Consider the following 19,772-nt stretch of genomic DNA (forward strand, 5'->3'; position numbering starts at 1 on the left):
ATCAGCCGATCTTCACGTTCTTCTCGATGGTGGTCTGGTCGATCTCGGACGTCCGGACGGTGACTTGGATCCGCCACTCGCCGGGCATCGGGATCTGGACGCCGCTCGCGCTCCAGTGCCCGGTCTGGATCCGGTCCGGGGCGACGGGCAACGGCCCGACGTCCTTGGCCTCCAGCGTGAGGGCGACCTTGATCTCGGGCACGTCCAGCGGCTTGCCGTTGGGCCGTTCGACGAAGAGGTGCAGCGCGTTGGCCCCGGTGCGGCCGGGGTCGAGGCTGAGCCGGACGACGCCCTTGCCGTCGACGCCGCCGGTGTCGAAGGGAAGCCGGATGTCGACGGGCCGGTCGGGCACGGCGGCCGGCCCGGAGGCGGCGGTGCCCCGCCCCGCCTCCTCCTCGGTACGGCCGGGCTCGGTCGAGGTGAGGACGGTGGTCACGGCGAGGAGTACGACGGCGACGGCGGCCTCGGTCAGCACCGAGCGGCGCAGCCCGGCCCGCTCCGGGTCGGCGTCCCGCTCCCGCTTGCGCCGCGCGGTGGCGACGGCGGCCCGCTGCCGGGCGAGCTGAGCGGCCCGCTCGGGATCGGCGGCCTCGGTCTCCGCGGTCTCGTCCGGCTTCTCCGCGGAAGCCTGCTCGGTCTCGTCCGCCTCCTCTACGGCGGACTCCTCGGCTTCCTCGGCAGGCTTCGGGTCGGCGAGGCGCTGGGTCCAGCGGCGCGAGATCCAGGCGATGCCGATGAGGACGCACATCAGGCCGATCTTGACGAGCAGCAGCTGCCCGTAGCGGGTCCCGGTCAGCGCGGACCAGGAGCCGACCTGGCGCCAGGACTGGTAGAGCCCGGTGGCCGCGAGCACGGCCACGGAGCCGAAGGCCACCTTGGAGAAGCGCTCGATCGCCGAGCGGTCGACGGACGGCACCTTGTAGAGGGAGACGAGCAGCACCGTGAGACCGCCGAGCCAGGCGGCGACGGCCAGCAGGTGCAGGATGTCGACGGGCATGGCGATACCGGGCTGGATACCGGTGGAGGCGTGCTCGGCCAGCGCCCAGGTACCGGCGATGCCGGCGGCGACGACGGTGCCGCCGATGCCGAGCCCGAAGGCGAGGTCCTTCCTCTCCTTCGGGTCGGTCCGCCGGGCGTAGGCGCCGAAGAGGACGGCTACGAAGAGCGCGGCCGCGCCGAGCAGCAGCAGCCGGGAGGTGAGCGCGGCCCCGGTCTTCGTCTCCAGGACGGCCTTCAGACCGGCCAGGTCGAAGGCGTCGGAGAGTTCACCGGAGCCGGTGTACGGGTTGCGCAGGAGCAGCATGACGAGGGTGGCGCCGGTGAGGGTCAGCCAGCCCCGGACCACGGTCTGCTGGACCGGGCGGACGCTCGCCCCGCGCGGCCAGCAGGCCAGGACGAAGGCGCCGCCGCCGACGAGGATCGCGAAACCGGCGTACGAGACGTAGCGCGCGATGCCGTAGAGGGTGCCGACGAGGCCGCCGCCGGCGGTGCGGTCGGGCAGGGCGACGGACGTCGTGGAGGGGGCGCCGATGGAGAAGGTGAAGGCGCCGGAGATGGGGTGGCTGTCGGCCGAGACGGTCTGCCAGGCCACGGTGTACGTGCCGTCGGGCAGTCCGGCACGGAGCTCCACCCCGTAGCGGACGACGGAGCCGCTGCACAGGTCGCGCATCTCTCCGGTGTCGGCCCTCCGGCCCGCCGGGTCGAGGACCCGGATCGAGTCATCGCTCATGGCGACCTGCTCGGAGAAGGTGAGGTTGACCTCCTTGGGAGCGGTGGCGACCACCGCCCCGTCCCTCGGATCGCTGCCGGTCAGCGCCGCGTGCGCGGACGCGGGGGCGGCACCGGCGAGCAGCGTGCCGAGCAGCGCGGCCGCGAGGATCAGCAGCCGGGCCAGGGCGGTACCGAGGCGCGGGGCGGTGGTTGTCATCTTCCGGTTCACTCCGTCAGTTCTGTGAGAACTCCGTCAACGCGCTCAGTGCTGCGGGTTGTGGCCGGCGGCTTCGACGGGAAGGTCGACCTTGATGGGGTCGGACTTCTCGAAGTGGAGCTCGATGCCGACCTTCTCGCCCTGCTTGGGCTTCTTCTTCAGCTCCATGAACATGATGTGGCTGCCACCACGGGCGAGCTTCAGCTCCCCGTTCGCGGGGATGTCGAAGGACGTCACCTGCTGCATCTTCTGGTTCTTCGTCTCGTGGATCGTGACGTCGTCCGAGATGGCGCTGGTGACCGAGGTGAGCTTGTCCGCGGTGCCGCTGTCGTTCGTGATGGTGAGGAAGCCGCCGGCCATGTCCATCACCGGCTGCGGCATGAACGCGCCGCTGACCTTCAGCTCGGGCTTCCCGTCATCGGCCGAGGACGAACACCCGGTCAGTGCGAGCGCGGCGGCGAGCGCCACGGAGGCGGACAGGGTGGTGGTGCGGCGGTTCACGGGTTCTCCCCCTTGATGAGCTTCGGCAGATCCTTGGCGTAGTCGTCGATGGACGCGTCCTCGCCGTACAGGACGTAGCCCTGGTCGGTCGTCGGCGAGAAGGCGATCACCTGCGCTCCGTGCATGGAGACGACCTGGCCGTTCTCCTTCTTCGGCGGGTCGATGCCGATGCCGATCTGCCGCGCCCCCGCCTGGATGGCGGAGAACGGGCCGGTGAGCCCGGTGAAGGAGGGGTCGCCCGCGGCGGGCAGCCACTTGGCGAGCTCGGCCGGGGTGTCCCGCTCGGGGTCGGTGGTGACGAAGACGACCTGGAGCTTGTCCTGGTCGGCCTTGGGGAGCTGCTTCTTGGCGATGGCGATGTTGCTCATCGTCATGGGGCAGACGTCGGGGCAGTGCGTGTAGCCGAAGTAGATGAGCGTCGGCTTGCCCTTGGTCCGCTCCCGCAGGTCGTACTTCTGGCCCTTGGTGTCGGTGAGGACGAGCGCCGGCTTGGTGAACGGCCGGTCGAGGACGGTGGCGGCCTTGGTGGTGTCGTCACCGCCGGAGACCACGGCGACCGAGTCGGAGCCCGCGCCGGAGTCCTTGCCGTCGTTGCCGCCGAGGCCGACGGCCGCGGTGATGCCGAGGGCGGCGACGATCGCGGCCGCGGCGACGATCAGCGGGGTGCGCCGACCGGGCCGGGCCGGTCCGTCCCCGGGCTTCGGAGAGGGTGTCTTCTCTGCGGACATGCTGGTTCTTTCCGCTTCTTTCCGGGTTCTCTGGATGAGGTGCGGCCGTCAGGCCGAGCGGCGGCGGCCGGCGAGGACACCGAAGGCGACGCCGGCGATGCCGACGAGGATGCCGATGACGCCGAGGATCCGGGCCGTGGTGTCGGAGGAGGAGGCGGCGGCCGTCTCGGTCTCCTCGTGGGAGGCCGTCTTGTCCTCGTGACCGGCCTTGTCGTCCTTCGGGGCGGAGGCCGAGGCGGACGGGGCGGCGCCGCCGTGGTGGTCCTCGGAGGCGGCGGAGAGCTTCAGGACGGGGGCGGGGTTCTGCGGCTCCTCCGCGCCCTCCTTCTTCTCCTCGATCCAGCGCACGACCTCCTTGTTGTCGTACGTCTGGATCGCCTTGAGGACCAGCTGGTCGGCGTCCTCGGGCAGCTGGCCGAGGGAGAGCGGGAACTGCTGGAACTCGCCGGGGCCGATCTTCGAACCGTCGGCGGTCCAGGTCACCTTCGACACGGCCTTGTCGATCTTCTTGCCGTGCAGCTCCAGCGGCTTGCTGAGCTGGCTCTTGGTCACCACGGCCTTCCAGCCGGGAATGGGCTGCGGCATGACGGAGGCCAGCGGGTGGTCGAGCGGGAAGTTGACCTCGACCTTCACGGTGGAGGCGTTGTCGCGCTCGTTCGGGACCTTGATGTTGACGGTCGCGTAACCGCCCTTGGCGGCCTCGCCCTGCGGCTGCACGCTCACGTGTGCGAAGGCCGTGCCGGACAGCAGCACGACGGAGGAGAGGGCGATGCCACCGGCGAGGGCGACACGGGCAGCGGAGAGACGGGAGGAGACACGGGAAACGGTCATGGCAGAAGACACTCCAGCTCGGAGAAAGGCGAGGGAGTCCTGCGCGCCGGGGAGGGAAGAGCTCCGTGGGCGTGCGGACGTTCGCGGCTCCGCTCCCGTTGAGCGGACCGCGGCGGGCTGCGTCAGGCTGCGAGGACGCAGTCGACGGCCGGCGGTCCCCGCCTGATCACCGTGTGCTGAAGGGCCTCGGCCACCGGCGGCGGCGAGGAGTCGAAGGCCGTACGGACCGTCCGGCGCGGCCCCGTACCGGGAAGCGCCGAAAGCCCGGTGAGCAGCGTCCGTACGAGACGGAGCGCGGCCCGAAGCGCGCGGACGGGGGCGCACTCGGCGAGCTCCGTCGCCCCCTGCTCGGAGAGTTCGACGAGGCGGCCGAGGGCGCGGTCGCCGCGGCGCAGCAGCCAGCCCGTGGCGACGGCGGCGAGCAGGTGGCCGAGGAGCATGGGCAGATCGGGCAGCAGCTCACCGGCGGGCGCGGTCGTCGAGGTGGCCGCGTGTCCGAGGTGGGCGTGGGCGCCGCTCGCGGTGGCCGGGTCGAGTCCGGCGTCGCGGATGATCCGGGTGGCGTCGGCGGAGCTGAGGGACGAGGTCCCCGCTCCGCAGACGAGCCGGGCCGCCATCCGTACGAGGGCGTCGTCCGCCTGGGCGCTCAGGGCGAGCTGGTGCTGGCCGAGGCCGAAGAGCGCGTGCAGACCGAGCTGTCCGACGGCGAGGGCGCCGACGACGACACCGAGGGAGCGCTCACGACCTGCGAAGAGGACGGTGATGCCGAAGACGCCGAGGAACCCGGCGAGCAGCGTCCACAGGGCGATGCCCGCACAGGCGGCGATGGCGTGCCCGAGCGCGGACAGCACGACGCAGACCGCGGTGAACACCGCGGCCCTCAGCAGCCGTGGAGCGAGCGCGGGGGGAGTCATGGCGGGCCCATCATCGCACCACGGGTCCCACCGGTATGAGGCAGGTCCGGAAGGTCGTTTCTCGGGGGGCTTGGGGGTCTTCGGGGTGACATACACCGGCGCACAAGCCCGGTGCATCCGCCGAACGAGCGCTCTTGACGCCTCCGTGCGCTTACGAAGGGTTCTGTCCGGCAATAGGTATCGGTATGTCGAGCCGCTGCCGGGAGGCTGGAGCATGAGCATCTGGTGGTCACTCCATCTGCGGCGCGAGGCCGCGAGCGTGCCCCTGGCCCGAAGGCTTCTGATGGGCACGATGGAGACGGCGGGCGTCGATCCCGACGTGTCGTACGAGCTGTCGGTCGCGCTGACCGAGGCGTGTGCGAACGCGGTCGAGCACGGCGGTGGCGGCGGAGAGGATTCCGGCGCTGCGGGCCGGGCCTACCGGGTGACCGCGTATCTGGACGGCGAGACCTGCCGTATCGAGGTGGCGGACTCGGGCCCCGGGTTCCCCGGCCCCGACGCGGCCGCCCAGGAGCCGGGTCTCCTCGGCACCGAGCTGCCCCTGGCGGCGGCGGACGCCGAGCACGGCCGGGGGCTGCGGCTGATCGAGGAGCTCGCCGACCACGTGCAGTTCGGCAACCGCTCGGGCCGGGGCGGCGCGGTGGTCAGCTTCGACAAGATCCTGAAGTGGAAGGACAGCCCTTCCCTGCTCATGGCGTGAGCCCATGGGCGCACGGGTCCCTGCTCCTGGCGTGAGCCCACGGGTGCGGGTCCCTGCTCATGGCGTGAGCCCACGGGCCGACGGGCGCGCGGGCAGGGGGAAGGGCCCCCGCCGGTCGGTCGGCGAGGGCCCTTCGGTTCCAACGTACGCGGACGTCAGCCCTTCAGCGCGGCCATCCACGCCTCGACCTCGTCGGCGTGGCGCGGCAGCCCGTCCGAGAGGTTCCGGTTGCCGTCCTCGGTGACGAGGATGTCGTCCTCGATCCGGACGCCGATGCCTCGGTACTCCTCCGGCACGGTCAGGTCGTCGGCCTGGAAGTACAGGCCCGGCTCGACGGTCAGGCACATGCCCGGCGCGAGCGTCGTGTCGACGTAGGCCTCGGTGCGCGCGGCGGCGCAGTCGTGGACGTCCATGCCGAGCATGTGACCGGTGCCGTGCAGGGTCCAGCGGCGCTGGAGGCCGAGCTCGAGGACGCGCTCGACCGGGCCCTCGACGAGGCCCCACTCGACGAGCTTCTCGGCGAGGACGCGCTGGGCGGCGTCGTGGAAGTCGCGGTAGGCGGCGCCGGGCTTCACCGCGGCGATGCCGGCCTCCTGCGCCTCGTACACGGCGTCGTAGATCTTGCGCTGGAGCTCGGTGTAGCGGCCGTTGATCGGCAGGGTGCGGGTGATGTCCGCGGTGTAGAGCTCGGTGGTCTCGACGCCGGCGTCGAGCAGCAGCAGGTCGCCGGAGCGGACGTCGCCGTCGTTGCGCACCCAGTGCAGGGTGGTGGCGTGCGGGCCGGCGGCGCAGATGGAGCCGTAGCCGATGTCGTTGCCCTCGACGCGGGCGCGCAGGAAGAAGGTTCCTTCGATGTAGCGCTCGCTGGTGGCCTCGGCCTTGTCGAGGACCTTGACGACGTCTTCGAAGCCGCGGGCGGTGGAGGCGCAGGCCTTCTCCAGCTCGGAGATCTCGAAGGAGTCCTTGATGAGGCGGGCTTCGGAGAGGTAGACGCGGAGTTCCTCGTCGCGCTCGGCGGTGACCTTGTCGGTGAGCGCGGCCTCGATGCCGGCGTCGTGGCCGCGGACGTTGCGGACGGGGCCGGTGGCCTCGCGCAGCGCCTCGGCCAGCTCGCGGACGTCCTTCGCGGGGACGCCGAGGAGCTGCTCGGCCTCGGTGAGGGAGTGGCGGCGGCCGACCCACAGCTCGCCCTGGCCGTCGAGCCAGAACTCGCCGTTCTCACGGTCGGAGCGCGGCAGCAGGTAGATCGTCGCCTGGTGGCCGCTCTTCGTCGGCTCCAGGACGAGGACGCCGTCCTGCGTCTGGTCGCCGGTGAGGTACGCGTACTCGGTGGAGGCGCGGAAGGCGTACTCGGTGTCGTTCGACCGGGTCTTCAGCTTGCCGGCCGGGATCACCAGACGCTCGCCCGGGAAGCGGGCGGAGAGCGCGGCGCGGCGCGCGGCGGTCTTGTCGGCCTGGGCGATCGGCTCCAGGCCGTGCAGCTCGGTGTCGGCCCAACCGGACTTCATGTTCTCGGCGAGCTCGTCGGACACGCCCGGGTACAGGCCGTTCTTCCGCTGCTTGATCGCCTGCTCTTCGGTCTCTTCCGGGGTCTCCGGCGTGAGCTCCTCGGCCACGGGTCTGCCTCCTCTTGGTACGACACTGAACCCCCACCATCGTACGGTCGTACGGAAGGGGGCCCAGGGCCGGAAGACCCATTACCGGAATCTCACGCTCCGGTTATTGCCGCCTACAGTTCCGCGCCCTGCCGCTCAGTCGAAGCGGGCGGCGAGCAGGACCACGTCCTCCCCGTCGACAGCGGTGTCGAGGCCCTCGGGCAGCAGGGTCCGCAGGACGTGGTCGGCGACCGCACCCGGGTCGCCCCGGTCCGCCTTCGGCACGCTCGACGCCGCCGCGTGGAGCCGCGCGAAGGCACGGTCCATGGCATCGCCGGTACGACGCAGCAGCCCGTCCGTGTAGAGAAGCACCGTTTCTCCGGGTGCCGGGGACAGCTCCACGCTCGGCGCCTCCCAGCAGGAGAGCATCCCGAGCGGAGCCGAGAGCGAGGTCTCGACGAACTCGGTCCGCCGCTCGCCGATGACCAGCGGCGGGGCGTGCCCGGCCCCGGCGAGGACGATCCGGCGCTGCGCCGGTTCGGCGTACGCGAAGAGCGCGGTCGCCGAGCGGGCCGGTTCGGTGAGCCGGAGCAGGAGCTCCAGGTCGGAGAGGACGGCGACGGGGTCCTCGCCCTCCATCACGGCGTACGCCCGGAGGGAGGCGCGCAGTCGTCCCATGGCGGCGAGCGCGCTGGGCCCGGTCCCGGAGACGGAGCCGACGGCGAGCCCGAGGGCGCCCTCGGGCAGCGGCAGCGCGTCGTACCAGTCGCCGCCGCCCCGGGGGCCGGTGCGGTGGCGGGCGGCGAGCTGGACGCCGGGGACGCGGGGGAGACGGCTGGGGAGCAGCTCCTCGGCGACGGTGGCGACCTGCACGCGGGCGCGTTCCACCTGGAGGAGGCGGGCGAGCTGCTCGGTGGCGAAGCGGCCGTAGAGCCCGATGAGGTGTCGCTGGCGGTCGGTGGGTTCGGCGGGCTCGTCGTAGAGCCAGACGGCCGCGCCGAGCCGGCCGGCCTCCTCGGTGGCGAGCGGGAGGGCGTAGCTGGCGGCGTAGCCGAGGCGGGCGGCGACCTCGCGGTGGCGCGGGTCGAGGCCCTCCTCGGTGCGTACGTCGCGGATGGCGATCGGATCGGGGACGCGCTCGGGGTGGACCGGATCGGGGAGGCCGTCCAGGAGGCGGCCGTAGCTGCTGGTGCCGCGCGGGACGGTCTCGATGGTGCCGAGGTCGGAGTGGGCGAGACCGAGACCGATGGTGGAGGCGGGGCCGAGCCCGTCGGCCGGTTCGAGGACGGCCATTCCACGGCGGGCCCCGACCAGGGCGGCGCCCGCGCCGAGCACCTCGCGGAGGGCCTCGTCGAGGGAGGAGGTCCTGATGAGGCGCTCGGTGAGTTCGTGGAGGGTGGTGAGGTCGGAGACCCAGGCGGCGAGCCTGTCCTGGATCAGCGCCCCGGGTGGGGGGACCGGATCGGAGGGTGTCGCCGCCGCGGGCACACCGGGGAGGGGCGCCGTAGTGTGCGGGGGCCCGGGAACCGTTGAATCGATTCCGGCCACTTTCGGCATGTGTGGGGCGCTCATGTCAGTCGGCTTTCCGACCGGTGCGTTTGACGCCATAGCATCGCAAACCCCCATGTCATTCTGAGCCGCTCGATGCATCCACATGTACACGCACAAGAGGAACGATGTCCAGCATTGTCCCCACGGGACTTGTGGTGTCCGTGAGGTCGTGCGAGAGGGTTGAAGTCCACGGCAAGTTGGCCGAAAATTGTCCTCGGTGTGCACCTTTTGCGGTCGACTGGCGTCGTTTCAAAGCGCGTCATTCCGAGCGTGCTGGGTACGTAATCGGTGACAGGCAGGGGCAGTTGGAGCTGCCCTGGAACGTGACGCGGAACCCCGGCGTCTTACATGCCGCAGGCCGCAACCCGTCACCGAGTGGCGGGGAACGTGTTCTGACCCGCCTCTGGTGCTGACCCGGCTCCACCTCGTTCTGACCCGGCCCCACCTGGTACTGAACCGCTCCATCTGGTTCCACGTGGTTCCACCTGGTTCCGGCCCGGCCGGCCCCGCTCCGACAGGGGTCGCCACCCCGCCGACCCGGTACGCGCTGATACGCACGGTGAAGTGTCCTGCACATGGTGTGATGTGGATTCGGCGTTCAACGGAAAGGAACGAGCGCTCATGCGCGAGATCCTCGGAAGGCGACGCAGGCTCCGGTTCCGGCGCAAGGCGAGGACCGCCCGGCTCGACGCGGCGGTCACCTTCGCCGTCGAGTGGGACTGGCCCGTCCTGCCGGGAGCGGGCCTGAGAGCGACGACCCGTACGGCCGCGGGGCCCGCCTGCTCCTGCCCCGACCCCGACTGCGTGGTGCCCGGCGCCCACCCCTACGACCCCGGGCTGCTGGCTGCCACCACCGACGAGCGGATGATCCGCTGGTGGTGGACCCGGCGGCCGGACGCCCCGGTCGTGCTCGCCACGGGCGGCAGCGCGCCCTGCGCGGTCAGCCTGCCCGCGGTGGCGGGCGCGCGGGCGCTCGCCGCGCTCGACGCGACGGGCATGCGGCTCGGCCCGGTGGTGGCGACCCCGACGCGCTGGTCGATCCTCGTCGCCCCGTACGGCCTCGAACGGCTCGGCGAGCTGCTGTACGCGAAGGACAGCGTCCCCAGCTCGCTGCGCTTCCATGGAGAGGGCGGCTATCTACTCCTGCCGCCCTCGGTCGCCGGCACCGGACAGGTCCGATGGGAACGGTCACCCCTCGCGGGCTCCGCCCGGCCGTGGCTGCCGGACGTTGAGGCGGTGGTCGACGCGCTCGTGGACGCGAGCACGAGCACCCCGGGCGGCGGGAGCCGGCTGGCGTACTGAGGAGGCGGCCGAGCGCCTCTTCACCCGTACGGGTGTGTCCTGGTCCGACTTGTACGGGAAACGGGCGCGCGGCCGACCGCGCGCCCGCCGGCCGCCGATATGTTCACCCCACCGTTCAAGATCTCCAGCCGAGCAGGAGCAGGTGGGGCGCATGGGTCCGGTGAACCTCCGCGTGGTCGGACTCGGGGCCGTGGTCACGGTCGCCGTGCTGCTGCCGCTCGTCGCGAGGGCGGGGTCGACGGGGGAGCCCGTACGACCGGTGGGCGCGACCGATGCCGCCGACGCCGCCCATGCCGTCGACGCGAAGCCCGGGGACCTGCTGAAGGGGCTCGGCCTGGGGCCCCGTACAGACTCCGCCGCCGACCCGGCCTCCCCCGGCACCCGCGTCTCCCCGGGCACCCCCGTCACTCCCCGTCATGCCCCCGCCGCTCCGGCGTCCCCGGAGCGGGTCACGAACTGTGGGCCGGAACTCGCCTCTCCCGAGGGGGTCGAGGCGCAGACCTGCGTCCTGGCGGAGGGTCCCGACAACTGGGCGCGTACGTACTACCGGAACGCCACCGGCCAGGATCTCGACGCGTTTCTTACCCTCATGGCCCCCGGCGGGCGGACCGTACAGGTCCGCTGCCCGGTTACGGCGCAGGACGAACCGGGAACCTGTGAAACGCCCAGGGAGCGCGGTCGGGGCATGGCCACGGCGTATACGGCGGTGGCGGAATTCGCGGGCACGGGCGAGGGGGACAACACTCCACTGCTGCTCCGGGCCGGTAGCAACACGGCGGACAGCGAAGGAAGTTGAGCGTCGACGCTTCGGGCCTGCCGGAAGCGGACATGGAAAGGCCCGATCGCTGGCGACGGGGGATGCACCAGCGACCGGGCTTCCAGAACGGTAACAAGAGATCTGCTGTTCGCAAATTCGATCTCGGTTATTCGGACAGGGATTTACCCGTCCGCAGACCGGGTTGTGGCAGAAGTCACCGACTGGTCGGTCTGTCAGTCACCGATACCACGCGGGGTATCAGCTGAGAGTCACCTGACGGTTCGTGAGGCCGCCGCGCGCCCGACGCTCCTCCGCGGTGAGGGGGGCGTCCGAGGCGAGCGCCTCGGTCAGCCGCTCGGCGAACTCGGCGGCCGGCTTCTCGCACTGCTCGGCGGTCATCGAGGTCGGCAGGTCCCAGACCGGCACCATCAGACCGTGCGCGCGGAACGAGCCGACGAGCCGGGTGTCCGCGCCGATGGAGGTCCCACCGGCGGCCTGGAGGCGGGCGAGCGCGTCGAGGAGCTTCTCCTCCGGGTACGGCATGACCCAGCGCAGGTGGTTCTTGTCCGGGGTCTCGCACCAGTACGCGGAGTCGACGCTCGCCAGCTTCACGGTCGGGATCGCGGCCGCGTTGGCCCGCTCCAGGGAGGCGGCGACCTCCGGGTCGGCGCCGTCCGCGGACTGCGGGATCCAGAACTCGAAGCCCTCGTGGACCTCGGGGGCGAACACGGCGTCCGCGTCGAGCAGGTCCTGCAGGCGCGGGCCCTCGGCCGGGACGCGGCGCGGCGGGACCGGGGTGCCCGGCTCGGTCTCCAGGGCGCGCTGGAGGGTGTCGGCGAGGTCGCGGGCGAGGTCGCCGGAGGTGGAGTCGTTCTGCAGGGCGAGCAGGACGGAGCCGTCGTCGCGGCGGAGCGCCGGCCAGGCCATCGGCAGCACGGTCGCGAGCGTCACGGAGGGAACGCCCTCCGGGAGGCCGCCCTTCAGGGTGAGCGGCACGGTGGCGGCGGGCACCAGCTCGCGGAGTGCGACCCAGTCGCACTCGCCGGCCAGACCCTCGAAGGGGCGCTGGACGAGCTCGGTCACGGCGTGCGCGGCGGCCCGGCCGTGACACGCCTTGTAACGGCGGCCCGAACCGCACGGGCACGGCTCGCGCGCCCCGACGACCGGGATCTCCCCGTTCGTGACCTGTGCCTGACCGGTCTTGCCGGCCTTCGTCTGGGGGCGCTTCTTGGCCATGGTGTGGCTTTCTCCCGATCGCGGCGGTGCGGTGCTTGTTCCGGGCGCGAGCCTAGCCGTACCGGGCACCGACACCCTTCAGGCGGGCCGCTGCCCCCTGAGGGGGCGCGGCCGCCGTACGCCCTCGGGCGGGATCGCCGTACGCCCACGGGAACGCCGTACGCGTCAATCCAGGTCGTCGTACGCGTCCAGGATGTCGAAGCGGGAGCCGCCTCCGACGCGGGAGGCGAAGTCCTCGCGGCGGTGTCCCTCGGTGACCACCACCCAGACCGTCACTTCGCCGGTCGCACTGTCCCGTACGCCCCAGTCCTGGGCCAGCGCGCTGATGATGTTCAGCCCGCGGCCGCCCCGTGCGGTCACCGACGGCGTCGCCGGAACGGGCCTGGTCGGACCACCGCCGTCCGTCACCTCGACCCTGAGGCCGCCCGCCGGGTCCACCCGCCAGGCCGCCCGTACGTCCCCGTCGCCCCGATCCGCGTGACCCAGCGGCCTGCCGTAGCGACAGGCATTGCTGAGCAGCTCGGAAAGGATCAGTACCGCGTCGTCGACGACCGATTCGGACATCCCGCTGCGGTACAACTCGTCCCGCATCCGGTGTCTCGCCTCACCCACGCCCGCAGGGCCATGGGGTACGGCCATGCTCGACGACGTGGGCACCTCCTGTGCCACCACCAACGCCACCCCCGAGACCTCCTTTGCCCCACGCCACCGTGTGGATGCCCCAATGGACTGGACCGGAAACCGGCCAATCCGCGTTCGATGAGGCACTCGTGACGATCGCGTACGCATCGAACGCGCCGGTGCACACCCTGAAAGCCCTGTGAACCCTTGTGACGTAAGGGAAAGGGGAGGCTGAGGGGGCTGAGGTGAGAGGTCGAGAGGGACGGAACGTGCTCAGTCGCGGCGCAGGTCGGAGAGCTGCGAGAGCACCTGCTTGGGGCGGTTGGTGATGATCGCGTCCACGCCGAGGCGCTCGCAGAGTTCGACGTCCTCGGGCTCGTCCACCGTCCAGACGTGCACCTGGTGTCCGGCCTTCTGGAGCCGCAGGATCACGGCCGGGTGGTGGCGGACGATCCGGATCGAGGGCCCGGCGATGCGCGCGCCCGCGGGGAGCCGCCCGTCGCGCAGCCGTGGTGAGACGAACTGGGCGAGGGAGACGGTGGGGAGCGTCGGGGAGGCCGCGGCGATCCGGTGCAGGGAGCGGGCCGAGAAGCTCATGACGCGTACGGGGGAGTCGGCGGGGGACGCGGGCGCGTCCAGGCCGAAGCGCTTGAGGAGCTGGAGCAGCCGCTCCTCGACCTGACCCGCCCAGCGGGTGGGGTGCTTGGTCTCGATGGCCAGCTCGACCCGGCGTCCGGCGTCGGAGACCAGCTCCAGGAGCCGCTCAAGGGTGAGGACGGAGGTGTACCCGGGGTCGCCCCAGTCGGGGCTCTCGCCGGCCTCGTCGCGGCCCTTCCAGGTGCCGAAGTCGAGGGCGGCGAGATCGGCGAGTTCGAGGGCGGAGACGGCGCCGCGGCCGTTCGAGGTGCGGTCGACGCGGCGGTCGTGGACGCAGACGAGATGGCCGTCGGCGGTGAGCCGGACGTCGCACTCCAGGGCGTCGGCGCCGTCCTCGATGGCCTTCACATAGGCGGCCAGGGTGTGTTCCGGTGCGTCCTCGGAGGCTCCACGGTGGGCGACGACCTGGAGGGGGACGCGGTTCGGGTGCTGCCGTGCGTGAGTCACGGCGTCATGGTGCCATTGGCGGCGTCGGGCGGGCACACCGGAAGGTGTCCGATCTGTCCGTATATAAAGGTGGGGGTGTGAATGCACAGCTCCGCCTTACAGCGGCCTGACGTCCTGTGGGAAAAGCTGGTGCAGCACCCTGGAGCCAGTAGGTGGCCCCGTAGGTACCACCACCCCGCCCAGTCAACGAGGAGAGCGAGCTGTGAGCACCGAGAACGAGGGCACGGCGGTACCGGCGGACCCGGCCGCCCCGTCGGCCCCTCCGACGCCTCCGTCGCCTCCGACGTCCGCGTCGACGCAGACCCCGACCCCGACGGACGCCCCGACCCCGACGGACGCCCCGACCCCGGCGGACGCCCCGACGGTCGCGCAGGCGCAGGCGCAGGCGCAGGCCCCGGATCCGACCCAGGCCCCGGATCCGACCCCGACCCCGGACCCGACCCTCACCCATGAATCGGTCGCGGCCGCTCCTGCCCCGGCGGCCGCGGCGACCGGAGCGGCCGGTGGCTGGCCGCCGCCCCCGCCGACCGTGCCGTCCTGGGGCGCCCCGCTCCCGCCCGCACCCCCCGCGTCCGCGGCGCCGCGCAAGCGCACCGGCGGCCTCGTGGCGGCCGTCCTGGTCGCGGCGCTCGTCGCGGGCGGCATCGGCGGCGGCATCGGCTACTGGGCGGCCCAGCGCGGTGACGAGGGCGTCAGCTCGACGACGGTCTCCGCGGGCGAGGCCCCGGCGTCCTTCAAGCGCGAACCGGGGACGGTCGCGGCGGTCGCGGCGCAGGCGCTGCCGAGCGTCGTCACGATCCAGGCGAAGTCCGGCGGTGCGCAGGGCGAGAGCGAGGGCGGTACGGGCACGGGCTTCGTGTACGACCAGGAAGGCCACATCGTCACCAACAACCACGTGGTGGCGTCCGCGGCGGACGGCGGCACGCTCTCCGTGACGTTCCCGGACGGCAAGTCGTACGACGCGGAGGTCGTCGGCCGGGCCGAGGGCTACGACGTGGCCGTACTGAAGCTCACGAACGCGCCGAAGGGGCTGAAGCCGCTGCCACTGGGCGACTCCGACAAGGTGGCGGTCGGCGACTCGACGATCGCGATCGGCGCGCCCTTCGGCCTGTCGAACACGGTGACGACGGGCATCATCAGCGCCAAGAACCGCCCGGTGGCCTCGGGTGACGGCTCCGGCGGCAGCAACTCGTACATGAGCGCGCTGCAGACGGACGCGTCGATCAACCCGGGCAACTCGGGCGGTCCGCTGCTCGACGCGAGCGGCGCGGTGATCGGCATCAACTCGGCCATCCAGTCCACGGGAAGCGGCTTCGGCCAGTCCCAGGCGGGCTCGATCGGCCTGGGCTTCGCGATCCCGGTGAACCAGGCGAAGAACGTGGCCCAGCAGCTGATCAAGACGGGCAAGCCGGTGTACCCGGTGATCGGCGCGACGGTGAACATGCAGGAGCAGGGCGAGGGCGCGACGATCGCCTCCCAGGGCTCGGGCGGCACCCCCTCGGTGACCCCCGACGGCCCGGCGGCGAAGGCGGGCCTGAAGGCCGGCGACGTGATCACGGGCTTCGGGGGCCACCCGATCGACAGCGGCCCCTCCCTGATCAGCGAGATCTGGACCCACAAGCCGGGCGATCAGATCAAGATCACCTACGAGCGCGACGGCAAGACCTCCACGGCCACGGTCACCCTCGGCGAACGCACCGGCGACAGCTGACCGGCTAGGCTGTTCCCCGCGCCGCACGTGGACACACCGCCGGCGCGGGGTGGGTTGCCCGAGCGGCCTAAGGGAACGGTCTTGAAAACCGTCGTGGCGCGAGTCACCGTGGGTTCAAATCCCACACCCACCGCCAGTGGAACGGCCCCTGACCAGGCAGAACGGTCAGGGGCCGTTCTGTTGTCCGTTTCCTCGGGCGGTGGTGCCGTGAGGCCCGCCCGATCCACGGCTCGTGGTGCGTGTGCGCGGCGTGCCCGTAGACCTCGGCGGCTCTGCGGATGCGGGACTCGGGTGGTGCCGTGATGCTGGAGGGGCTGGAACAGTGGCTAGGAGGGCCAGGATGTCTGTGTTCGACAAGCTCAAGGGAATGCTGAAGGGCCACGAGGATCAGGCCTCCAAGGGCATCGACAAGGCCGGTGACTTCGCCGACGAGAAGACCCAGAGCAAGTACAGCAGTCAGGTCGACACCGCCCAGGAGAAGCTCAAGGAGCAGCTGGGAGGCACGGGCCAGAACCCGGACTCTCCGCCGCAGCCCCCGCCCCAGCAGTAGCGGGGAGGCGCGACGCGATCGTCAGGGGCGCCCCGGATCTCATGTCCGGGGCGCCCCTTCGGGGTTCACCGGGTTTCAATGTGCTCGTCGGAGGGGTGCGGCCGGAGGAAGGGTTTCTGTCGTGGTGCGGATCGTGCTCGTTCAGGGGGACATCACCGCCGAGGCGGCGGACGCGATCGTGAACGCCGCGAACTCCTCGCTGCTGGGCGGTGGCGGCGTCGACGGAGCCATCCACCGGAAGGGCGGCCCCGAGATCCTCGCCGCCTGTCAGGACCTGCGGCGCTCGCACTACGGCAAGGGCCTTCCGACCGGGCAGGCCGTGGCGACCACGGCGGGGCGGTTGCCGGCCCGGCATGTGATCCACACGGTCGGGCCGGTCTGGTCGCGTACGGAGGACCGTTCGGAGCTGCTGGCCTCCTGCTACCGCGAATCCCTGCGGGTCGCAGACGAGTTGGGGGACCGCACGGTCGCGTTCCCCGCCATCTCCACCGGGATCTACGGCTGGCCGATGGACGACGGTGCCCGGATCGCCGTGGAGACGGTACGGGCCGCCCGTACCGACGTGGAGGAAGTCCGCTTGGTGCTCTTCGACGCGCCGGCCTACGCGGCCTTCGAGGCGGCCGCGGGGGAGCGGGACGTCCCGTAGGGGGCGCGCGGCCCGTCTGCCGGACGCGGGGGAGGTGTCGTTCGTGGAGCGCGAACCTCTCCTCGGAGTCGAAAGTCTTCTCCCGTGCGATGTGCGTGTTCGGCTCGTTCGGTCGGGGGACTCGCCGTTGCGATCTTGTGAGGGCGAGATTGGCGGAAAATCTGCCGGAACGCTTCCTCCCTTGCGCCGCACCGTCGGTGGCTGTCCTGAACTCTTCCCGTCCGTGTGAGCTGGGCCGTTCCGCGGAGCGCCCGGGTTTATCGGCTTGTCCTCACGCTTGCGGGGGAATCGGGTGCTCCGGGGTGGTTCGCCGGGGATTCGGTGGGCAACTCTGGATTCGCGACGTCGAGCACGAACGACCGGGGCGGTCGGCCAACTGCCTTGGAAATGGCCGTACTTCACGGCACTTCAGAGCAGTTCCGTGCAACAGCACCAGCTTTCAGTTCCCGGAGGAACAGACATGGCAAGCATCCGTACCGCCCGCATCCTCGCCGCTGCCGCCGCCCTGCCCCTCGCCGCCGCGCTCTTCACCGGGGTGGCCCAGGCCGACAACGGTGGGTTCGCGGACGACGGATCGAACACGAGCGTCGCCACGATCATCGGCAGCGGCGTGGGTGGGGACAACTTCGGTAACTCGACCACGACGCAGCAGGTGGCGACCGGTTCCGGTGCCTCCAATCAGAACAACACGGCCAGTGTGAACGGCTCCGCCTTCACCCACATCGCCCAGAACAACGCGGTGGTCAACTTCAACCCGTGGTGGTGACCGGCTCGGTCAGCACGGCAGCCGGCCCGACGGGGGGCGTGACCGCGGTGTGAACGACGGCCTGTGCGCCGGTACTTCGGTACCGGCGTGCGGGCCGTCGCGTTTTCCCCGCCGGGGGAGCCGCCCGTCGGTCGGCGAGCTTGACAGAGGTCCATTATCTGACGGACAGTCAGAAACCTCAGTCGTCCCCCGGGAGGCCGTCGCCGTGCACCTCGCCCCGACCGAGCGGCAGCTACGGCTGCGCGCCGAACTCCGTGCGTACTTCCGGGACGTGATGCCCGAAGGACCGCCTCCCGCCACCGACACCGACGCCCAGCGCCGGCTGCTCCGCCGGATCGGCGCCGACGGGTTTCTCGGACTCGGCTGGCCCGAGGAGTACGGCGGGCAGGGCCGCGGCGCCGACGAGCAGTTCGTCTTCTTCGACGAGGCGTACCGCGCGGGCGCCCCCGTCTCGATGGTCACTCTCAACACCGTCGGCCCCACCCTCATGACCTACGGGACCGAGGAGCAGAAGGCCTCCTTCCTGCCCCGGATCCTCCGTGGCGAGACCGTCTTCGCGATCGGGTACAGCGAGCCCGAGGCCGGCACGGACCTCGCCTCCCTCCGGACGCGGGCGGTCAGGGACGGCGCGGACTGGGTGATCGACGGGCAGAAGATCTTCACCTCCAACGCGCAGAACGCCGACTGGATCTGGCTCGCCTGCCGCACCGACCCCGACGCGCCCCCGCACCGGGGCATCTCGATCGTCCTCGTCCCCACCGACGTGCCCGGCTTCTCCTGGACCCCGATCGAGACCGTGGGAGGGCTGACGACCACGGCCACCTACTACGACGGGATACGGGTCCCCGCCGGGAACCTCGTCGGGCCCGAGCACGGCGGCTGGGGGCTCATCACCAACCAGCTCAACCACGAGCGGGTCGCGCTCGCCGCGATCGGCATGCAGGCCGAGGACTTCTTCGCCGCCGTGCTCGACCGGGCCCGTACCCCCGATCCGGTGACGGGCAGGCGCCGCATTGACGAGCCGTGGGTGCGGATCCGCGCCGCCGAAGCGCATGCCCGGCTGGCGGCGACACGCCTGCTGAACTGGCGTTTGGTGGGGGACGTGGGGGCCGGCCGGCTCGCTCCGGGAGATGCGAGCGGCGTGAAGTTCGTGGGAACCGAATCGGCGGTGGAGGTGTATCGAATATGTCAGGAGATCGCGGGTGGGCCGGGGACGGTGCGAGCGGGATCACCGGGGGAGTTCGACGCCGGTGAGCTGGAGCGCATGAACCGGGCCGCCCAGATCAACACCTTCGGGGGAGGGGTGAGCGAGGTGCAGCGCGAGATCGTCGCGAGGATGCGGCTCGGCATGAAGGGGAGGGGTCGGCGATGACCCTCACACGGAGCCAGGACGGGCCGGACCCGTCGGCGGACGGGCTGTACGAGCGGCTCACGGGGTTCGCGGGGAGGTCCGCCGCCACGGCCGGCGTCGGCAAGGACCCGGTCAACCTGCCCATGATCCGGCACTGGTGCGAGGCCATGGGGGACGCCCACCCCGCCTACCGCGGGCCCGACGCCGTCGCGCCGCCGACGATGCTCCAGGCCTGGACGATGGGTGGCCTCTCGGGGCACACGGACCGATCCTCCGCCCACGAGGAACTGTTCGCCCTCCTCGACGGGGCCGGATACACCTCCGTGGTCGCGACCGACTGCGAGCAGGAATACCTGCGGCCGCTGCGGCCCGGCGACGAGATCACCTTCGACACCGTCATCGAGTCCGTCTCGGAGCTCAAGACCACCAAGCTCGGGGCGGGACACTTCGTCACCACCCGGACGGACGTCCGGGCCGACGGCGAACTCGCGGGCACCCACCGCTTCCGCATCCTCAAGTACGCGTCCGCGGCCAGGCCCCCCAAGCCCGCCGCCGCCCCGAAGCCCGCCGCCCAGGCCGCCCGGCGGCCCCGGCCCGTGATCAACCGGGACAACGCCGGATTCTGGGAGGGCGTGGCCGCGCACCGGCTGCTCATCCAGCGCTGCGGCGACTGCGCGGCCCTCCGCTTCCCGTGGCTGCCGGGGTGCGCCGACTGCGGCTCGGCGGAGTGGGACACCGTGGAGGCGAGCGGCACGGGGACGGTCTTCTCGTACGTGGTGATGCACCACCCGCCCTTCCCGGCCTTCGACCCGCCCTACGCGGTCGGGCTGATCGAACTCGCCGAGGGCGTACGGATGATCAGCAACGTGGTGGGGGTGCCGTACGACAAGGTGCGGATCGGGATGCCGGTGCGGCTGGAGTTCCTGCGGGTCGACGAGGAGCTGGAGCTTCCCGTCTTCCGCGCGGGAGGGGAGGACTGAC

At 71.7% G+C, this 19,772-nt stretch carries 19 protein-coding genes and 1 tRNA gene; 10 read left to right on the plus strand and 10 right to left on the minus strand.

The window, feature by feature from the left end; all coding sequences use genetic code 11:
* Position 1 precedes the first annotated feature (1 nt).
* The 5 genes from OG514_RS13455 to OG514_RS13475 form a co-directional block, all read right to left on the minus strand.
* Entirely contained in the window at positions 2-1,927 is a 1,926-nt protein-coding gene (locus OG514_RS13455; RefSeq protein WP_266894248.1) for a copper resistance CopC/CopD family protein, read from the minus strand.
* A 45-nt stretch (positions 1,928-1,972) separates the two neighbouring features.
* Positions 1,973-2,428: a copper chaperone PCu(A)C gene (locus OG514_RS13460; RefSeq protein ID WP_266894250.1), complete on the minus strand. Its 456-nt coding sequence runs from the start codon at positions 2,426-2,428 to the stop codon at positions 1,973-1,975.
* The gene (locus OG514_RS13465) at positions 2,425-3,156 is read right to left on the minus strand and encodes an SCO family protein (RefSeq protein WP_266894252.1); all 732 of its coding nucleotides are present in this window, start codon (positions 3,154-3,156) and stop codon (positions 2,425-2,427) included. The genes OG514_RS13460 and OG514_RS13465 overlap by 4 nt, the downstream gene beginning before the upstream one ends.
* 48 nt (positions 3,157-3,204) lie before the next feature.
* A complete protein-coding gene (locus OG514_RS13470; RefSeq protein WP_266894254.1) occupies positions 3,205-3,987 on the minus strand; it encodes a YcnI family protein in 783 nt (260 codons plus the stop codon).
* A gap of 122 nt (positions 3,988-4,109) precedes the next feature.
* On the minus strand, positions 4,110-4,901 hold the full coding sequence (locus OG514_RS13475) for a hypothetical protein (RefSeq protein ID WP_266894256.1): 792 nt from the start codon (positions 4,899-4,901) through the stop codon (positions 4,110-4,112).
* 214 nt (positions 4,902-5,115) lie between these two features.
* Here OG514_RS13475 and OG514_RS13480 point away from each other — a divergent pair, with 214 nt between their 5' ends.
* Positions 5,116-5,601 (plus strand): ATP-binding protein, encoded by a 486-nt coding sequence (locus OG514_RS13480; protein WP_266894258.1) that lies wholly within the window; start codon positions 5,116-5,118, stop codon positions 5,599-5,601.
* Positions 5,602-5,756: 155 nt separating this feature from the next.
* On the opposite strand, the gene OG514_RS13485 is transcribed toward OG514_RS13480, so the two are convergent.
* The gene (locus tag OG514_RS13485; protein ID WP_266894260.1) at positions 5,757-7,217 is read right to left on the minus strand and encodes an aminopeptidase P family protein; all 1,461 of its coding nucleotides are present in this window, start codon (positions 7,215-7,217) and stop codon (positions 5,757-5,759) included.
* A 135-nt stretch (positions 7,218-7,352) separates the two neighbouring features.
* Positions 7,353-8,804, minus strand: coding sequence for a PP2C family protein-serine/threonine phosphatase (locus OG514_RS13490; RefSeq protein WP_266894262.1), 1,452 nt, complete (start codon positions 8,802-8,804; stop codon positions 7,353-7,355).
* A 564-nt stretch (positions 8,805-9,368) separates the two neighbouring features.
* Between OG514_RS13490 and OG514_RS13495 the strand changes: the two genes are divergently transcribed.
* Positions 9,369-10,049 carry a bifunctional DNA primase/polymerase gene (locus tag OG514_RS13495; protein WP_266894264.1) on the plus strand — a complete coding sequence of 227 codons (681 nt, stop codon included), beginning with the start codon at positions 9,369-9,371 and terminating at the stop codon, positions 10,047-10,049.
* Positions 10,050-10,200: 151 nt separating this feature from the next.
* Complete coding sequence (locus tag OG514_RS13500; RefSeq protein ID WP_266894266.1) at positions 10,201-10,845, plus strand: hypothetical protein; 645 nt, start codon at positions 10,201-10,203, stop codon at positions 10,843-10,845.
* 219 nt (positions 10,846-11,064) lie between these two features.
* Here OG514_RS13500 and OG514_RS13505 read toward each other — a convergent pair whose 3' ends face one another.
* The 3 genes from OG514_RS13505 to OG514_RS13515 all read right to left on the minus strand — a co-directional run bounded on the left by OG514_RS13505 (position 11,065) and on the right by OG514_RS13515 (position 13,767).
* Positions 11,065-12,042, minus strand: a complete 978-nt coding sequence (locus OG514_RS13505; protein WP_266894268.1) for a DUF5926 family protein — start codon at positions 12,040-12,042, stop codon at positions 11,065-11,067.
* Positions 12,043-12,207: 165 nt separating this feature from the next.
* Positions 12,208-12,831 carry an ATP-binding protein gene (locus OG514_RS13510; protein ID WP_266894270.1) on the minus strand — a complete coding sequence of 208 codons (624 nt, stop codon included), beginning with the start codon at positions 12,829-12,831 and terminating at the stop codon, positions 12,208-12,210.
* A gap of 105 nt (positions 12,832-12,936) precedes the next feature.
* Complete coding sequence (locus tag OG514_RS13515) at positions 12,937-13,767, minus strand: glycerophosphodiester phosphodiesterase (protein ID WP_266894272.1); 831 nt, start codon at positions 13,765-13,767, stop codon at positions 12,937-12,939.
* Between the two features lie 202 nt (positions 13,768-13,969).
* On the opposite strand from OG514_RS13515, the gene OG514_RS13520 reads away from it, so the two are divergent.
* The 7 genes from OG514_RS13520 to OG514_RS13550 all read left to right on the plus strand — a co-directional run bounded on the left by OG514_RS13520 (position 13,970) and on the right by OG514_RS13550 (position 19,771).
* Positions 13,970-15,478: a S1C family serine protease gene (locus OG514_RS13520; RefSeq protein ID WP_266894274.1), complete on the plus strand. Its 1,509-nt coding sequence runs from the start codon at positions 13,970-13,972 to the stop codon at positions 15,476-15,478.
* A 48-nt stretch (positions 15,479-15,526) separates the two neighbouring features.
* Positions 15,527-15,614: transfer RNA gene (locus tag OG514_RS13525), tRNA-Ser, on the plus strand.
* Between the two features lie 204 nt (positions 15,615-15,818).
* Complete coding sequence (locus OG514_RS13530) at positions 15,819-16,028, plus strand: antitoxin (protein ID WP_266894276.1); 210 nt, start codon at positions 15,819-15,821, stop codon at positions 16,026-16,028.
* Positions 16,029-16,149: 121 nt separating this feature from the next.
* A complete protein-coding gene (locus OG514_RS13535) occupies positions 16,150-16,674 on the plus strand; it encodes an O-acetyl-ADP-ribose deacetylase (protein WP_266894278.1) in 525 nt (174 codons plus the stop codon).
* 460 nt (positions 16,675-17,134) lie between these two features.
* Positions 17,135-17,440, plus strand: coding sequence for a hypothetical protein (locus tag OG514_RS13540; protein WP_015034951.1), 306 nt, complete (start codon positions 17,135-17,137; stop codon positions 17,438-17,440).
* Between the two features lie 205 nt (positions 17,441-17,645).
* Positions 17,646-18,812, plus strand: coding sequence for an acyl-CoA dehydrogenase family protein (locus OG514_RS13545; protein ID WP_266894282.1), 1,167 nt, complete (start codon positions 17,646-17,648; stop codon positions 18,810-18,812).
* A complete protein-coding gene (locus OG514_RS13550) occupies positions 18,809-19,771 on the plus strand; it encodes a bifunctional MaoC family dehydratase N-terminal/OB-fold nucleic acid binding domain-containing protein (protein WP_266894284.1) in 963 nt (320 codons plus the stop codon). Before OG514_RS13545 ends, OG514_RS13550 begins: the two co-directional genes overlap by 4 nt.
* Position 19,772: the final 1 nt, after the last annotated feature.

It is taken from the genome of Streptomyces sp. NBC_00572 (assembly GCF_026341815.1).
Taxonomy (GTDB): Bacteria; Actinomycetota; Actinomycetes; order Streptomycetales; family Streptomycetaceae; genus Streptomyces.

Coding starts and splice junctions, on each gene's coding strand:
- OG514_RS13455 (WP_266894248.1), bottom strand. CDS start 1,927: ATGACAACCACCGCCCCGCGCCTCGGTACCGCCCTGGCCCGGCTGCTG.
- OG514_RS13465 (WP_266894252.1), bottom strand. CDS start 3,156: ATGTCCGCAGAGAAGACACCCTCTCCGAAGCCCGGGGACGGACCGGCC.
- OG514_RS13470 (WP_266894254.1), bottom strand. CDS start 3,987: ATGACCGTTTCCCGTGTCTCCTCCCGTCTCTCCGCTGCCCGTGTCGCC.
- OG514_RS13475 (WP_266894256.1), bottom strand. CDS start 4,901: ATGACTCCCCCCGCGCTCGCTCCACGGCTGCTGAGGGCCGCGGTGTTC.
- OG514_RS13480 (WP_266894258.1), top strand. CDS start 5,116: ATGAGCATCTGGTGGTCACTCCATCTGCGGCGCGAGGCCGCGAGCGTG.
- OG514_RS13490 (WP_266894262.1), bottom strand. CDS start 8,804: ATGGCGTCAAACGCACCGGTCGGAAAGCCGACTGACATGAGCGCCCCA.
- OG514_RS13495 (WP_266894264.1), top strand. CDS start 9,369: ATGCGCGAGATCCTCGGAAGGCGACGCAGGCTCCGGTTCCGGCGCAAG.
- OG514_RS13500 (WP_266894266.1), top strand. CDS start 10,201: ATGGGTCCGGTGAACCTCCGCGTGGTCGGACTCGGGGCCGTGGTCACG.
- OG514_RS13505 (WP_266894268.1), bottom strand. CDS start 12,042: ATGGCCAAGAAGCGCCCCCAGACGAAGGCCGGCAAGACCGGTCAGGCA.
- OG514_RS13510 (WP_266894270.1), bottom strand. CDS start 12,831: ATGCGTACGCGATCGTCACGAGTGCCTCATCGAACGCGGATTGGCCGG.
- OG514_RS13530 (WP_266894276.1), top strand. CDS start 15,819: ATGTCTGTGTTCGACAAGCTCAAGGGAATGCTGAAGGGCCACGAGGAT.
- OG514_RS13540 (WP_015034951.1), top strand. CDS start 17,135: ATGGCAAGCATCCGTACCGCCCGCATCCTCGCCGCTGCCGCCGCCCTG.
- OG514_RS13550 (WP_266894284.1), top strand. CDS start 18,809: ATGACCCTCACACGGAGCCAGGACGGGCCGGACCCGTCGGCGGACGGG.